Here is a 14,629-nt window from a genome sequence, read left to right on the forward strand (position 1 = left end):
CTCCCTTGCTGCTTCATCTTGTCGAAAATACCCAAATCCGCCTGCGCCACCAGCACCGCCCGATCAATCAGGCGCCAGCATATACCCGGCGCCGCGCACCGTTTGCAGATAGCGCGGCTGCTTGGGGTCTGCCTCGAGCTTGCGCCGCAGACGGGTGATCTGCACATCAACCGCGCGCTCCTGCGCCTGTCCCTTGTCGCGGCCCAGATCCTCGACCAGCTTGGCGCGGCTGACCGGCTCTCCGGGAAGGCGCGAAAAGATCCGCATCAGCTGGTTTTCCGTTGCGGTCAGTCGCACCATTTCTTCGCCGCGCCACATCTCGCCCCGCTCGATGTCATAGCGGATCTCGCCCAGCGTCAGAAGTTTGGGCGCGGTTTCCGACAACGTCGTCTCAGGCATCCGGCGCAGGATCGCATTGATCCTCAACAGCAGCTCCTTCGGCTCGAAAGGTTTGGCCAAGTAATCATCTGCCCCGGCTTCCAGCCCCGCAATGCGGTCTTCCGTTTCAGCCTTGGCTGTCAGCAAAAGGATCGGGGTCAAGCTGGTTTCGCGAATGCCGCGGGTCAGGCTGACGCCGTCCTCGCCCGGCATCATGACATCCAGCACCACAAGATCGAATTCCAAACCAAGCAACAGCCGCCGCGCATGGGCCGCGTCACGTGCCGCACTGACAAGAAACCCATGTCTTACCAAGAACTTCTGCAACAGTCCGCGGATCCGTTCGTCATCGTCTACGATCAGCAGATGCGCATCTGGTTCACTCATCCTCGGCCCTCCCTGAGCCCATGGTACTGTCTACGCATCTCCGGGTCCATCATCGCCTCAAGCACTCTGCGAAAGCCCGCGACGGCCTCGGGGCCTGCCTGTTTATACGCCGCCCGCATCCGCGCCCTTTGCGCATCGGACAAACGCCGTTCCAGCGCGATGCCCTCCTCGGTCAGGTACAAATGTCTTTCGCGCTTGTCCTGACGCCCGACACGGGATTCGACCAGACCATCCTCGATCAGGGTGCGCAAGACACGGTTCAGAGATTGCTTTGTCACCCCGAGAATCGACAGAAGATTGTTCACTGTCGTGCCCGGCGCGCCGTGGATGAAATGCAGCGCCCGGTGATGCGCGCGCCCATAGCTGAGCGTAGCGAGAATGCGGTCCGGATCAGCGGTAAACCCCCGATAGGCAAAGAACATCGCCTCGATGCCTTGCCTCAGCTGTTCGTCAGTCAGATAAAGAAGCGTCTCGCCCCCCGTATTCTGATTGCTCTGCGCTTCAGACATACTCCACCTCGCCAGCTTTCGTTGTTCCGTGCAGTTTAAGTCAGCCTTGTTGACATTCCAAGCCGGAACTGGTAGCGAATCTCAGTTTTTGCGCAACTTTATGTCCGTTTCGGACGTTTTTGACGCAACTTTTGAAAAGCGCAGGCAGGAGGATGCTATGGCAACTGGCGCATATGATGACCGTGACGGCAAGATCTGGATGGATGGCCAGCTTGTGGATTGGCGCGCAGCACAGGTCCATGTGCTGACCCACGGCCTGCACTATGCAAGCTCGGTCTTCGAGGGCGAGCGGGCGTACAACGGCAAGATTTTCCTGTCGCGCAAGCACTCGGAGCGGCTGCACTTTTCCGCAGGCGAGCTTGATTTCCAGATCCCCTTTTCGGTCGATGAAATCGAGGCGGCCAAGCAGGCCGTGCTGGAGGCGAACGGGCTGACCGATGCCTATGTTCGTGCGGTCTCATGGCGCGGCGCGGGTCCGGATATGGGTGTCGCTTCGGCGCGCAACCCCGTCCGCCTGGCAATCGCAGCTTGGGAATGGGGCAGCTATTACGGCGACGCAAAGATGAAAGGCGCAAAGCTGGACATCGCCAAATGGAAGCGCCCCTCACCCGAGACCATCCCCGTTCATGCCAAGGCGGCTGGTCTTTACATGATCTGCACCACCTCCAAACATGCGGCCGAGGCCAAGGGCTGTTCGGACGCCCTGTTCATGGACTATCGCGGCTATGTGGCCGAGGCGACCGGCGCCAACATCTTTTTCGTCAAGGATGGCGAAGTGCACACGCCGAAACCCGACTGCTTTCTCAATGGCCTGACCCGTCAGACGGTGATCGGCATGTTGGAAGAGCGCGGCGTCACCGTCCACGAACGCCACATCATGCCGGAGGAGCTGGAAGGCTTTGAGCAATGCTGGCTGACCGGCACCGCCGCCGAGGTCACCCCGGTCGGGCAGATCGGCGGTTTCACCTTTGAGGTCGGCGCGCTGACCCGCGAGATCGCTGAAAGCTACGAAAAGCTGGTCCGCAGCTGATCGGCATCCTCAGCCAAATCTGAAGGGGGCGCTTGGCACAACCAGCGCCCCCTTTTCTTTGAACTAAAGCAAAGATCGCAGCATCGCGGTGTTTGACTGAATGACCGAGTTCAATTCGACCACCCGGCTGAGGCGTTCTTCTATCTCGTTCTGTCCAGCGTCCAATTGATCGACAACGCCGGACAGCGCTGCACCTGAATCAGACAGCGACGCGCTTTCGATCTTACACATCATCCGGGTCGAGCTGAGACCGGTCACATAGCGTTTCATATCCAGAACGCTGCGTCCAAAACGCTTGGCTTCCTGTTCGACATCGGACAAGGCACGGGCGGTCTCGCTGATATAGGCACGACGATGCGCCTCGATCAAATTTGCCTCAGCCTTCAGGTCCAAGCTGTCAGGGTAATTGTAATCCAGAGTTTGCAGCAGCTCGGCCATTTCCTCTTCGATCCCGTAAACAAAGCCAAGGAACTGGCTGCTCAGGATCGCATTGCGAATCCGCGCGAAAACACAATTGTCCCCGTCCACAAAGGTCGTCACCCACGTCGACATATCCTCGAGCATCTGGCTGTAGTTCACCGAGATCGCACTGATCGGCCCGCCTGCGCTTTCAAGACGCGAGGCTATGATGCGCATGTTCATTGGCACTGTCCTGATCGATTTGAAGGCTTCGGTCAGTTCAGTTGCCTCGTTTTGCACCTGATCTATCGCGTGCGACATCTCAAGAAATCGCTGCTGAAGCGGGGAAAGGGTGCGTCCCAATTGGCGCACGCGGACCTGCTGCTCGGTCGCGATGGCAGTGGATTGAAACGCTTCGTAGTTAGAAAAGCCGATGTCCTCGAGCATCTCCAAAAGGCACTCGGCGCTTTTGGCAGGGCTTAGCCCTTCGCTTTGTTCGCGCTGCAACAGCCGTTCGTAGATGGCCGAAACCTTTTGCAGCAGGTCGCTGCTCGGTTTGATCCTGATCGAAATGTACCCCCCCTCAATAGGCGAGGCCAAGGCAAAGACCCAGTAATACCGGCCGTTCTTTGCCCGGTTCTTCACGTAGGCGCCAATCGGTTTGCCAGCTTTCAGCTGATCCCAAAACAGCTGAAACACGCCCTTTGGCATATCGGGGTGCCGAACAATCTTGTGCGGTGCGCCCAGAAGCTCGTCCCATTCAAAGCCCGATACCCTGTGGAACACCGAGTTCCCGCACCGAATGACACCTCGGGTATCGGTACGCGAATAGAATACCTCTGTCAGATGAAACAGCGCTTCGCTCGCCGACACATTGGCGGCGGCTGAAAACTCGTGATTGAGTTCGGTCATTTTCTATGTCCTCGACCATGCCTTTGATCAGAACATCCCCCGGAACCCTTAGAAAATGGTGAACGATATCCTACCGTCCACCAACTTCCTTCAGAAAAGCGATCTGAGCATCGCCGTGCTGCCCTGAATAACCGCGTTCAACTCGACGATCCGGGCAAGACGGGCTTCGATCTCGTTCTGACCATCGTCCAACTGGTCCACGATTCCGGCAAGTTCCGTCCCCGATTCCGCAAGTGACGCGCTTTCGATCTTGCACATCATTCGGGTGGAACTGAGCCCGGTCACATAGCGTTTCATGTCAAGAACGCTTCGTGCAAAGCGGCGCGCCTCGACTTCAACATTTTGCAGTGAAGTGACAGCCTTTTTATGGAAATCCGCCGCCCTGGCCTCCAAGCGACTGCGCTCTTCCGGCAGATCAAGACACTCGGGGCAATTGGCGGATTGATCTGCAAAATCAGACTGCATTTCCAGTTGAAGCGACCGTGCGAAGCTCAGGAATTGCCCCTCAAAAATCGCAGCTCGCATCTTTGCAAACACGCATTTCTCACCATCAACAAAGGTCGAAACCCAAGAGGACATCTCCTCAAGCATCTGGGAATAGTTCACCGAAATCGCACTGATCGGTCCACCGGCGTTTTCAAGCCGCGAGGCAATGATGCTCATGTTCATTGGAACAGTGCGAATGGCAAGAAAAGCCTCGGTCATGCCGGCTGTCTCTCCGGCCACTTCCGAAATCGCTTTTGACATCTCAAGAAACCGCGTCTGGGTGGTCTCCATCGACTTTCCTATGTGGCGATACCGCGCCTCGCATTCGGTGGCCAGCGCGGTTGCCTGGAAACCGGCATAGCTGGAAAACCCTTCGGCCTTCAGCATTTCAATCATCACGTCAGCACTATCGGACGGGCTGAGACCTTCTTGCTGCTCACGGCGCAGCAGTTCGGCATAAATGCCTTCGACCTTTTTAAGCAGCGGGCTGGTCGGTTTCAAACGGGTCGAGAGATACCCGTTCTGGGTGGGCGACACCAAGGCAAACACCCAATAATAGCGCCCGTCCTTTGCCCGGTTCTTCACATAGCAACCAATCGGTTCGTCGCTTTGAATCCGCGACCACATGTACTGGAACACACCGCGTGGCATGTCCTCGTGTCTGATAATTTTGTGCGGCGCCCCGATCAGTTCATCCCAATCGTACCCTGCCAACCTTTGGAAAACAGTGTTCCCCGCAACGATGACACCACGTTTATCGGTACGCGAATAGAACATTTCGTTCGGCGTAAAGGCGACTTCGCCTTTGGTGGTTCTATGCGCCTCAGCGGCGAATTCTGGACTTAGTTCGGTCATGTGACCCCCCGAGCAACTTTGCTAGTTGGGAAGGTGGGTCAAGCGCTTTAACAAACGGTGAAATGGCCCCCGCGAACTCAATCCAATTCGCGGGGAATTATCCGGGTTTGGCGCTCTACCCGGGGCTCATCCCGCGCAAGCGTTCCGAGCGGCGACGCAGCAATTCCAGCGTCGTAAGCAGCGCGATCGAGATCCCCACAAGGATCGTCGCAACCGCCAGAATGGTCGGGCTGATCTGTTCGCGCAAACCTGTAAACATCTGCCATGGCAAGGTTTGTTGGTTTGCCGAGCCGACAAAAATCACCACGACCACTTCGTCAAACGAGGTGATAAAGGCGAACAACCCGCCAGAGATCACCCCCGGCAAGATCAGCGGCATTTGCACCCGGAAGAAGGTGGTCACAGGGTCCGCGCCCATGTTTGCCGCCGCCCGCGTCAGTGATCGGTCAAAACCGACAAGTGTCGCGGTTACGGTAATGATCACGAAAGGAATGCCCAATGCCGCATGCGCAAGCACAACACCGGCCAGCGTCCCCTGCAGTCCAATCCGGCTGTAGAAGAAGTACATGCCCGCCGCCGAAATGATCAGCGGCACGATCATCGGAGAGATCAGGATCGCCATGATCGCACGGCGGAAGGGCACGTGCTCAGAACTCAGACCAATGGCCGCCAATGTCCCGAAGCTGACAGACAGAACCGTCGCCATCGGCGCAATGATCAAAGAGTTGCGCAGCGCTTGCTGCCAGTCCGACGAAGTGAAGAAATCGCGGTAATGCTTGAGGCTGTACCCGGCGGGGTCGAAGCGCAGCATTTCCGGCGTGAAGGTAAAGAAGTTCTCGGCGTTGAAGCTGAGCGGCATGACCACAAGGATCGGGGTGATCAGAAAGACAAAAATCGCCCCGCATATCACCCGGAAACTGTAGTGCCACATCACTTGACCGGCGGTCAGGTAAGGCGGCAGCGGCACGCGATAGCGCCCCATGCCGAGCCAGTAGATAAACCAGCCAAAGACCCAGCCAAAGAGCACGCCGACCACGAGGCCCGGCAACCCTCCCAGCAATAAACCCGCCGCGCCCATCAGGGCAACAAGGCCCCAACGCACGCTTTTCTCCATCTCATCCGGCAAGAGTGTCAGCACCACAAAGGCGATGGCTGCCAGTATGATGAAACCCAGCACGATCCCCATAAGGCTCGATCCGTTGGCCGCGCCGACAAAGATCCCGGCAAAGGCGCCTGCCGCCCCGATGACCGGGGCCGCAAAGCTGATTGGCCGTTTGATTGCTTGTGTTTCGACAGCCATGATCTCAGCCCCCCAGCTTCACGTTATCAATGCCGACGATCTTGTCGTAAGCCCAGTAGAGCAACAGCACGACCGCCAGAAGGATGGTCCCCAGTGCCGCCGCCAGACCCCAGTTGAGGCTGGACGAGATGTGATAGGCGATCCGGTTCGAGATGAATGTACCGGTGGTGCCGCCGACAATCTCGGGCGTGATGTAATAACCGATGGACAGGATGAAGACGAGAATACTACCCGCCCCGATCCCCGGCACCGATTGCGGGAAATAGACCCGCCAGAAGGTCGTCCAGTTGGTGGCGCCCAGCGATTTTGCCGCACGCACATAGGTCGTCGGGATTGTCGACATGACCGAATACATCGGCAGAATCATGAAGGGCAGCAGGATGTGAGTCATCGCGACGATCGTACCAAACTGGTTGTTGATCATTGTCAGGCGCGCATCATCCGCCACAAGCCCTAGCCAGACCAGAACATCGTTGATCACACCTTGTTGTTGCAACATCACCTTCCACGCCGAGGTACGCACCAAAAGCGAGGTCCAGAATGGCAAAAGAACAAGGATCATCAACAGGTTGGAAGTCCGCGCCGGAAGCGTCGACAGCAGGTAAGAGATGGGATAGGCCAGCAGGATACAGCTGATGGTGATCACCATGGACATGAACATCGTCCGCTTGAACAGCAGTCCATAGATACGCTCATCCTCATCGCGGAACCCGGCGCCATCCGGCGTTTTCTCCATGTCCACCGCGTTCAGGAAATAACCGCTGGTAAAGTTCGGGCTGTAGATCTTGATGGTGTGCCAGATTTCCGGTGTCAGCCAGTCCTTGTCGATGTCCCCGAAGGTCTCCTTGAAATCGACCGTCTTGAAATCGGGGCTGTCCACCAAGGCATCTGCCGCCTTCAGCATTTCGGCTTGCGGGCCAGTGTATCCGGACAGATCATGCGCCGCGAGGTCCTGGTACAGGGCCGTGTGCACCGCGGTCCAAGGTTCTTCGTTCAGCGGACTTTTGCCTTCGTCGGTCTGCTGGAACAAGGCAAAAGTCCTGTACTGATCGGCCGTGATCGGCAGCACATCGACGATGCCGTCGCGCAGCTTGAAGGTTGGCTGTTTCTGCCCCTTCTGCCAGTCTGCCTGCGCAGACAGCCAATCCGGATCGCCCATCAACTGCGCCCAAGGCTCGGCCTCATCCCAGTTCTTGTCGAGCTTCTTGAACTGCTTCTGATACACTTCGCCAATGTCGTCCAACCCGCGGCCCGACTTGCGGAACAGCGAGGACGCACCAGTCATCTCATAGTTCAGCCGCGATCCAAGCCGCGTGTGCAGCTTCGCCTCAGCGGCGATGAAGATGTCGTAATAGGCGGCTTCAAAGACTGCATCGCGAGGCAACTCGTTGCTTTTCGCATCATAGTCGGCAAGCGCCTTGGTCGTGCGCGGCAGCGTTTCCGAGACGATCTGGTTTTCAACCGAGCGCCAAAGCATATCGACGATGGGTGCGATAAAGGTGACCAGCACGAACAGCAGCAAAGGCGCGATCAGCATCAGCGCCCGCATTTTCTGGCGCCGGAGCGCGCGGTTCAGGCTGCGCTTGAGCGGGGTGCCGTCAGCGGCAAGGACAGGGCCGGTATCTGTTGCGTCGCTCATGGATCAGGCGCCTTCCACAAGTAGGATTGTGCTGGTTGCGGTGCGGCGGCGGATCTCGGCGACTTCCTGATAGGCAGGGTCGTTGTAGGCCCGCTTGGCCGACTCGTAATCTGGGAATTCGATGACGACGTGACGGCTCTGCGTCTCGCCTTCGACGGTCTCGGACTGGCCGCCCCGGACGATGAACTTCGCGCCAAAGCTTTCAAGGATCGGCGTATCGCGCTCGATGTATTCCTTGTAGGCCTCGGGATCGTTCACCGTGATATGGCCGATGATATAGCCTTTGGGCATGACCGCCTCCGTCAGTTTTGGGGTAAGGCGGAGAATTCCCCGCCCTACCAATCTCATTCGGCATTTGGCGGGCTTTCGCCCGCCACGCACCAGCCCTTACTGAGCCAGCCAGGCCTGGAATTTCGCGTCGATGTCGTCGCGATAGTCCGCCCAGAACTCATAGTTATAGAGGAACGTGTTCTTGGCGTTGTCCGGGTCGGTCGGCATATGCGGTGCCATTTCGATGCCAAGCTCTGCGTGCTTGCCAACCAGCGGCGCCGAGGACTGACGCGCCGGGCCGTAAGAGATGTACTTGGCCTGATCCGCCAGACGCTGGGTGTCGGTGGCGAACTTGAGGAAGTCCATCACGCGGGCCAGACGGTCGGCCGGCAGACCGGCGGGAACGATCCAGCCGTCAAGGTCGAACACCTGCGCGTCCCAAAGCATTGCCACAGGCTGCTTCTGCTCTTCGATGACGCTGAACAAACGGCCGTTGTAGGTCGAGCCCATCACGACTTCGCCATCCGCCAGAAGCTGCGGTGTGTCGGCGCCAGCAGACCACCAGATCACGTTGTCCTTGATGGTGTCGAGCTTGGCCAGAGCCTGCTCTTGACCTTCTTCGGTCTCCAGAACGTCGTACACATCTGCCTTGGCAACACCATCACAGAGCAGCGCCCATTCCATGTTGTTGATCGGACGCTTTTCCAGTGCGCGCTTGCCCGGATAGGTTTCCAGATCGAACACGGCGCAGACGTCGGTCGGAGGATTGTCACCAACCATGTCGGTGCGATAGCCGAAGGTCGTCGAATAGACGATCTGCGGGATAAAGCAGTCGGAAACGATCAGATCGCCAAAGTCGTCAGAAGCCGGCGTGCCATCGGGGGCTGCGGCCAGCGCTTCGTCGGCGTCGATTTCCATCGCCAGGCCTTCGTCGCACAGACGGATGGCGTCCGAGGCCACGACATCGACCAGATCCCAGGTCACATTGCCGGCTTCGTTCATTGCGCGCAGTTTTGCCACTGCTTCGTTCGAGCTTTCATCCCAAGTGGCCGAAACGCCTTCGTTGGCGGCCAGATAGGGCTCCACATAGGCTTTTTGCTGCGACGACTGATAGGCACCGCCCCAGCTGACCAGCGTCATGCTGTCGGCCATATTGCCATGGCTCTCGGCATAAGCGCTTGCTGCCGCGACTGTCAGGGCGGTCGTCGCCATGAGGGTCTTGGTGAGTTTCATTTCTTACTCCCTAGTAAACTACCCGTTTGAAAGAGGAGGTCGGGTTACGGGTTCGAACGTCCGACCCCTCGACTTGTCCGCGCGTCGATCATCCCCGAGCGACACGCAGCAATGCCTTTAACCTTAGGTCGCATCCAACGCGCGGCAATCTTCCGGCAACCAGCCGATCTCGATCACTGTGCCCGGCTCAAGCCTTACCTGATCCGGCGCATTCCGCGTTTTGATCACGAAATCATTGCCCGCCACACGCAGACGCGTGCGGAAAATGTCGCCCATGTAGATGAACTCAAGGACTTCGGCCTTGATGGTATGGGCGCCTTCTTTCAGACGGTCCTTGTTGAATTCGACACGCTCGGGCCGGATCGACACGCGGGTCTTTTCGCCGACCTTCGTGACGTTGATCGGCACCGCGTCGATCACCTGACCATCGTCAAGTTTGACCACGCAGGCTTCGCCCTTGATCTCGGTAATCACACCTTCCAGCGTGTTATTCTCGCCGATGAACTGCGCAACGAAAGAGTTCTGCGGCTTTTCGTACAGCGTGTCCGGCGGATCGAGCTGCTGAATACGACCATCGTCAAAGACCGCGACACGGTCCGACATGGTCAGCGCCTCGGTCTGGTCGTGCGTCACGTAAACCGTGGTGATGCCCAGATTATGTGCCAGCTTGGTGATCTCGAACTGCATGTGTTCGCGCAGCTGCTTGTCCAGCGCGCCCAGCGGTTCGTCCATCAAAACCAGCTCAGGTTCGAACACCAAGGCACGCGCCAAGGCGATCCGTTGCTGCTGACCGCCCGAAAGCTGCGCCGGGCGGCGGCCGCCAAAGGCGCCCATCTGCACCATGTCCAGCGCGCGCTTGACCTTGGCCTCGCGATCCGACTTACCGATCTTGCGCACCTCAAGCGGAAAGGCGAGGTTCTCGGCAACGGTCATATGCGGGAAAAGCGCGTAGTTCTGAAACACCATCCCGATGCCGCGTTTGTGCGGCGGGATATTGTTGATCGACACACCGTCCAGCTTGATCTCGCCGTGGGTGGCGGTTTCGAACCCTGCCAGCATCATCAGACAAGTTGTCTTGCCAGAACCAGAGGGTCCGAGCATCGTCAGAAACTCGCCCTTGGGCATTGACAGGTTCAGATCCTTGACGACGAGCGTTTCGCCGTCATAGCTCTTTTGCACGCGTTCGAATGCAACGAAGGCGTCTTCGTTCCCTTGTTCGGCCAAGAGCGGCTCCCTGTTTTGTTGTCGCGGATTGGCTCCGCTGTATCATGTGTTCAAACTAAAGCGTGTGCGGCGCTCGGTTGCAACCGTCTAGCCCTACCCCATAGAGAATGGGGCCGATTCCGGGAAATATGGTCACAAAAGCGACACTTTGCAGGTCAAATTGGTCAAAGGGGCGAGGTATTCGGATCATTTGCCTGCCCAATTCCCCTCATTGATCGTCAAAAATCGCCCCTGACGCGCAAAAAATGTACGTCGCTCAAGTATAGCATGCTCGGAAAAAAGGCATTTGAGCCGATTTTCGGCGACCTTTGTCGTTTTCAGGCAGGCCCAGTTGTACACAAATGCTTAGCTGGCCCCGGACGAACAGGAGAGCCCGATGCGCCAATATCGATTCACAAAGGACATTCCCTTTACCGAGGCCGAGTACGAACGTCGTCTTGCGCTGACCCGAGCCGCCATGGACAAAGCCGGGATCGAGGTGCTCTTTGTCACTGACCCGTCGAACATGGCTTGGCTGACCGGATACGATGGCTGGTCCTTTTACGTGCATCAGGGCGTTATCGTGTTCCACGACGCCGACCCGATCTGGTGGGGCCGCAATCAGGACACCAACGGCGCCCTGCGGACCGTCTGGATGGGCGATGACCGCATCATCGGCTATATTGACAGCTACGTGCAGAATACCGAAATGCACCCGATGGAGGATCTCGCCCAGCGCTTGATCGGCATGGGCTTTGAAGAGGCGCGCATCGGCGTCGAACTGGAAAACTACTACTATTCCGCCAAGGCCCACCTGTCGCTGATGGCGGCCCTGCCCAAATCCACACTTGTCGATGCGACCGCTTTGGTGAACTGGCAGCGCGGCATCAAATCCAGCGAAGAGATCGCCTTCATGCGCAAGGCGGCGCGCATCTCGGAAAAGATTGTCGACGGCTTGCTTGAACGGGTCGAACCCGGCGTGCCGAAGAACGAAGTGGTTGCCGAAATCCAGCGCGACGCGATCCTTGGTGTCGATGGCGACTGGGGCGATTATGCCGCCATCGTGCCGCTTCTGCCTTCGGGTTCAGACGCTGCCGCGCCGCATCTGACGTGGGACGGACGCCCCTTTGCCAAAGGCGAGGCGACCTTTTTCGAAATCTCCGGCTGCTATCGCCGCTACCATGCTCCTCTCTGCCGAACGATCTTCCTTGGCGATCCGCCCGACATCTTCCTTGCCGCCGAAGCGGCGCTTGCCGAAGGGCTGGAGGCCGGGCTCGAAGCCGCCCGCGCCGGAAACCGGGCGTGTGACATCGCCAATGCGCTGGCCGCGCCGCTAGAACGCGCCGGTATCGAACGCGGCGCGCGCTGCGGCTATCCCATCGGCCTCAGCTATCCCCCCGACTGGGGCGAACGCACCGTCAGCCTGCGCACCGAGGACGAAACCATCCTGCAACCGGGCATGACCTTCCATTTCATGCCCGGCCTGTGGATGTCAGACTGGGGGCTAGAAATCACCGAATCCATCCTGATCACTGAAGATGGCGCCGCCGAATGTTTCTGCGACCGTCCGCGCAAGATGTTCGTCAAGAAATAGCCGCGCGCTATTTCCTCATTTCATCCCCGTCGGAAGTTTCCTCCTAAATCGAAAGGCACCGAACCCGCCCTGATGAGCACGCTGCCCGAAACCGAAACCCTGCTGGCCGACCTGATCGCTTTTCCGACCGTGTCGAGCGACAGCAACCTCGACATGATCAACCACATGGCCGGGCTGTTGGAACATCACGGCGCCCGCGTCGAGGTTCAGCGTGACGCCACCGGTGACAAGGCCAACCTTTGGGCCACGCTTGGCCCCGAGGGGGATGGCGGCGTGGTTCTGTCAGGCCATTCCGATGTGGTTCCCGTCGCAGATCAGGACTGGAGCCTTGACCCCTTTGTCATGTCCCCGCGCGATGCGCTGCTCTATGGGCGCGGCAGCTGCGACATGAAGGGCTTTATCGCCGCCGCTCTTGCGATGGCCCCGGCCTACGCCGAACAGACCCTGCGCCGCCCAGTGCACTTCTGCTTTACCTATGATGAAGAAGTCGGCTGTCTAGGCGCACGCCAACTGGTGCCGCACCTGCAAGAAAGCGGCATCAAACCCGCCATGGCCATCATTGGCGAGCCAACCTCGATGCAGATCATCGAAGGACATAAGGGCTGCTGCGAATACACCACGCGCTTTACCGGTCTCGAAGGCCACGGATCAGCCCCCGACCGGGGCGTGAATGCCGTCTCCTATGCGGTGCGCTATGTCGCGCGCCTGCTGGAACTGGCGGAAGAGCTGAAAACCCGCGCCCCGCGCGGTTCGCGCTTTGATCCGCCCTGGACCACGGTCAACATCGGCCGGCTTTCCGGCGGCGTGGCTCATAACGTCATCCCCGGCAAGGCCGAACTGGAATGGGAAATGCGCCCGGTCGAATGGGGCGACGCCAATTTCGTCAAGGACGCGCTCAACGAATACATCGAAACCGAGCTGCTGCCCGCCATGCGCGCGGTTTCGCCCTATGCCGACATCTCGACGCAGGTGATCGGCGAAGTCGTCGGACTTGAGCCGATGGAGGACAACGCCATCCGCGACCTTGTCCACCAGTTGACCGGCGGAAATTCCTGTGACGTCGTTCCCTTTGGCACCGAGGCAGGCCTGTTCCAGCACATGGGGATGAGCGTTGTCGTCTGCGGCCCCGGCTCTATCGTGCAGGCCCATAAACCCGACGAATACATCGCCCGCGAGCAGCTTCAGCAATGTCTCGATATGCTGCACGGCCTTGGGCGGTCGCTAACCCAATGACCGAAGCCTCCACCCGCTTTCAAAGGTTATATGGCGCGCTGCGGACCCGCATCTGCCTGCTCGAGTACCCGCCGGGAACGCGCCTGTCCGAAGAAGTGCTTGCGGCGGAATTCGGCACCTCGCGCACCCCGCTGCGCCGCGTCCTTGCCCGGCTCGAGGACGAAGGATTGGTGGTTTCTCGCCATGGTGTCGGCACCTTGGTCACAGATGTGGAATTGACCGAAATGGCGCAGGTTTACGCGCTGCGGCTGGAATTGGCGCAACTGGTGGGCACGCTCTCGCCTGTGGCAATCACCCCTAGCATGCTGTCCCGGATCGACGATTTCGCCGCCCAAGGTGTTGCGCTTGCCCAAGCCCCGGATGCCCAGACCTTTGCGCAGCTGAATATGGAATACCACGCCTTCGGTCTGTCGCTGTCCGAAAACATGGCCCTGCAAAACACCGCCGAGCGGCTGTATTTCCTGACCGCTCGCATTTGGCTGAAATCCATCTCTCGCCTAGACCTTGAACGCGAATGCGCCACTTTCTCGGATGAGATCCAACAAACCCGGGAAGCGCTGCATATCGGCGATCTTCAGGCCGCTGCCCTGATCCGCCGCAGCCATATCTCGATGAGCTTTCACCGACTCTCAACGCTTTGAGCGATGAAAAGGTCGCGGACTTGCCCGCGCACCCTTCCATCGGGCCATTATCTCGATTTATCCAGCGTCTCAGGTACGATCAGCCGTGTTCCCGGTGCGATCCGTTGCGCGATCTGCAAAAGGTGATCCGGGCGAAAAGCCACGCAGCCTTCGGTCGGATACCCTGCGCGCCGCCAGCGGTGCAAAAAGATCGCCGAACCCTGCCCGGGCTTGGCCTTTGGCCAGTTCCAATCGGTCAACAAAACCAGATCATACAGCCGATCGGCGCGCCGCAGCCGCTCGTGACTTGGCGCATAGGGCGCACGCACCATAGTGTTGTACCGAGCATCCCCGGCATCATCGGACCACAAATCACCCGGTCTGATCGGTCGCGCCCAGTGCGTCGGCGGCGCAATCCGATCCGGACGATACAACATGCCGACAATCCGGTGCCTGCCAACAGGCGTTGCGCCATCGCCTTCCCGCTTGTCCCCGCGCACGCCGCCGCGTCCAATTGTGCAGGGCCAAATCTGCCCAGCGAAACGCAGACCCGCCGGGGTCAGGATCATATCCATGGCAGA

The 14,629-nt window shown here is 58.8% G+C and carries 14 protein-coding genes; 4 read left to right on the top strand and 10 right to left on the bottom strand.

Annotated elements, in window-relative coordinates; genetic code table 11:
* Positions 1-63 precede the first annotated feature (63 nt).
* Positions 64-765 (bottom strand): response regulator, encoded by a 702-nt coding sequence (locus ACOYQJ_RS13515; protein ID WP_422906557.1) that lies wholly within the window; start codon positions 763-765, stop codon positions 64-66.
* Positions 762-1,274 (bottom strand): MarR family winged helix-turn-helix transcriptional regulator, encoded by a 513-nt coding sequence (locus tag ACOYQJ_RS13520; RefSeq protein ID WP_422906558.1) that lies wholly within the window; start codon positions 1,272-1,274, stop codon positions 762-764. The genes ACOYQJ_RS13515 and ACOYQJ_RS13520 overlap by 4 nt, the downstream gene beginning before the upstream one ends.
* A 157-nt stretch (positions 1,275-1,431) precedes the next feature.
* On the opposite strand from ACOYQJ_RS13520, the gene ACOYQJ_RS13525 reads away from it, so the two are divergent.
* Entirely contained in the window at positions 1,432-2,304 is an 873-nt protein-coding gene (locus ACOYQJ_RS13525; RefSeq protein ID WP_422906559.1) for a branched-chain amino acid aminotransferase, read from the top strand.
* A gap of 63 nt (positions 2,305-2,367) precedes the next feature.
* Here the strand turns inward: ACOYQJ_RS13525 and ACOYQJ_RS13530 are convergent, their stop codons facing one another.
* The 7 genes from ACOYQJ_RS13530 to ACOYQJ_RS13560 all read right to left on the bottom strand — a co-directional run bounded on the left by ACOYQJ_RS13530 (position 2,368) and on the right by ACOYQJ_RS13560 (position 10,622).
* Entirely contained in the window at positions 2,368-3,615 is a 1,248-nt protein-coding gene (locus ACOYQJ_RS13530; RefSeq protein ID WP_422906560.1) for a PAS domain-containing protein, read from the bottom strand.
* 90 nt (positions 3,616-3,705) lie between these two features.
* Positions 3,706-4,956, bottom strand: coding sequence for a PAS domain-containing protein (locus ACOYQJ_RS13535; protein WP_422906561.1), 1,251 nt, complete (start codon positions 4,954-4,956; stop codon positions 3,706-3,708).
* 115 nt (positions 4,957-5,071) lie between these two features.
* On the bottom strand, positions 5,072-6,256 hold the full coding sequence (locus ACOYQJ_RS13540; RefSeq protein WP_422906562.1) for an ABC transporter permease: 1,185 nt from the start codon (positions 6,254-6,256) through the stop codon (positions 5,072-5,074).
* A 4-nt stretch (positions 6,257-6,260) separates the two neighbouring features.
* Positions 6,261-7,895, bottom strand: coding sequence for an ABC transporter permease (locus ACOYQJ_RS13545; RefSeq protein WP_422906563.1), 1,635 nt, complete (start codon positions 7,893-7,895; stop codon positions 6,261-6,263).
* A 3-nt stretch (positions 7,896-7,898) separates the two neighbouring features.
* Positions 7,899-8,186: a DUF1330 domain-containing protein gene (locus ACOYQJ_RS13550; protein WP_422906564.1), complete on the bottom strand. Its 288-nt coding sequence runs from the start codon at positions 8,184-8,186 to the stop codon at positions 7,899-7,901.
* 96 nt (positions 8,187-8,282) lie between these two features.
* Positions 8,283-9,398, bottom strand: a complete 1,116-nt coding sequence (locus ACOYQJ_RS13555) for an extracellular solute-binding protein (protein ID WP_422906565.1) — start codon at positions 9,396-9,398, stop codon at positions 8,283-8,285.
* Between the two features lie 123 nt (positions 9,399-9,521).
* Positions 9,522-10,622, bottom strand: a complete 1,101-nt coding sequence (locus ACOYQJ_RS13560) for an ABC transporter ATP-binding protein (protein WP_422906566.1) — start codon at positions 10,620-10,622, stop codon at positions 9,522-9,524.
* 376 nt (positions 10,623-10,998) lie between these two features.
* On the opposite strand from ACOYQJ_RS13560, the gene ACOYQJ_RS13565 reads away from it, so the two are divergent.
* From ACOYQJ_RS13565 to ACOYQJ_RS13575, 3 genes are all read left to right on the top strand, one after another.
* Positions 10,999-12,195, top strand: a complete 1,197-nt coding sequence (locus ACOYQJ_RS13565; protein ID WP_422906567.1) for a M24 family metallopeptidase — start codon at positions 10,999-11,001, stop codon at positions 12,193-12,195.
* Positions 12,196-12,267: 72 nt separating this feature from the next.
* The gene (gene argE / locus ACOYQJ_RS13570) at positions 12,268-13,428 is read left to right on the top strand and encodes an acetylornithine deacetylase (RefSeq protein ID WP_422906568.1); all 1,161 of its coding nucleotides are present in this window, start codon (positions 12,268-12,270) and stop codon (positions 13,426-13,428) included.
* Positions 13,425-14,069, top strand: coding sequence for a GntR family transcriptional regulator (locus tag ACOYQJ_RS13575; RefSeq protein ID WP_422906569.1), 645 nt, complete (start codon positions 13,425-13,427; stop codon positions 14,067-14,069). Before argE ends, ACOYQJ_RS13575 begins: the two co-directional genes overlap by 4 nt.
* Before the next feature lie 47 nt (positions 14,070-14,116).
* On the opposite strand, the gene ACOYQJ_RS13580 is transcribed toward ACOYQJ_RS13575, so the two are convergent.
* Positions 14,117-14,623: a L,D-transpeptidase family protein gene (locus ACOYQJ_RS13580; RefSeq protein WP_422906570.1), complete on the bottom strand. Its 507-nt coding sequence runs from the start codon at positions 14,621-14,623 to the stop codon at positions 14,117-14,119.
* Positions 14,624-14,629: the final 6 nt, after the last annotated feature.

It is taken from the genome of Pacificoceanicola algae (genome assembly GCF_049341065.1).
Lineage (GTDB): Bacteria > Pseudomonadota > Alphaproteobacteria > Rhodobacterales > Rhodobacteraceae > Pacificoceanicola.

Bases quoted from the DNA above. Each gene is read 5' to 3' on its own strand.
- ACOYQJ_RS13580 (WP_422906570.1), bottom strand. From the start codon at position 14,623: ATGGATATGATCCTGACCCCGGCGGGTCTGCGTTTCGCTGGGCAGATT.
- ACOYQJ_RS13545 (WP_422906563.1), bottom strand. From the start codon at position 7,895: ATGAGCGACGCAACAGATACCGGCCCTGTCCTTGCCGCTGACGGCACC.
- ACOYQJ_RS13540 (WP_422906562.1), bottom strand. From the start codon at position 6,256: ATGGCTGTCGAAACACAAGCAATCAAACGGCCAATCAGCTTTGCGGCC.
- ACOYQJ_RS13530 (WP_422906560.1), bottom strand. From the start codon at position 3,615: ATGACCGAACTCAATCACGAGTTTTCAGCCGCCGCCAATGTGTCGGCG.
- ACOYQJ_RS13520 (WP_422906558.1), bottom strand. From the start codon at position 1,274: ATGTCTGAAGCGCAGAGCAATCAGAATACGGGGGGCGAGACGCTTCTT.
- ACOYQJ_RS13515 (WP_422906557.1), bottom strand. From the start codon at position 765: ATGAGTGAACCAGATGCGCATCTGCTGATCGTAGACGATGACGAACGG.
- argE (WP_422906568.1), top strand. From the start codon at position 12,268: ATGAGCACGCTGCCCGAAACCGAAACCCTGCTGGCCGACCTGATCGCT.
- ACOYQJ_RS13535 (WP_422906561.1), bottom strand. From the start codon at position 4,956: ATGACCGAACTAAGTCCAGAATTCGCCGCTGAGGCGCATAGAACCACC.
- ACOYQJ_RS13555 (WP_422906565.1), bottom strand. From the start codon at position 9,398: ATGAAACTCACCAAGACCCTCATGGCGACGACCGCCCTGACAGTCGCG.
- ACOYQJ_RS13550 (WP_422906564.1), bottom strand. From the start codon at position 8,186: ATGCCCAAAGGCTATATCATCGGCCATATCACGGTGAACGATCCCGAG.
- ACOYQJ_RS13565 (WP_422906567.1), top strand. From the start codon at position 10,999: ATGCGCCAATATCGATTCACAAAGGACATTCCCTTTACCGAGGCCGAG.
- ACOYQJ_RS13575 (WP_422906569.1), top strand. From the start codon at position 13,425: ATGACCGAAGCCTCCACCCGCTTTCAAAGGTTATATGGCGCGCTGCGG.
- ACOYQJ_RS13525 (WP_422906559.1), top strand. From the start codon at position 1,432: ATGGCAACTGGCGCATATGATGACCGTGACGGCAAGATCTGGATGGAT.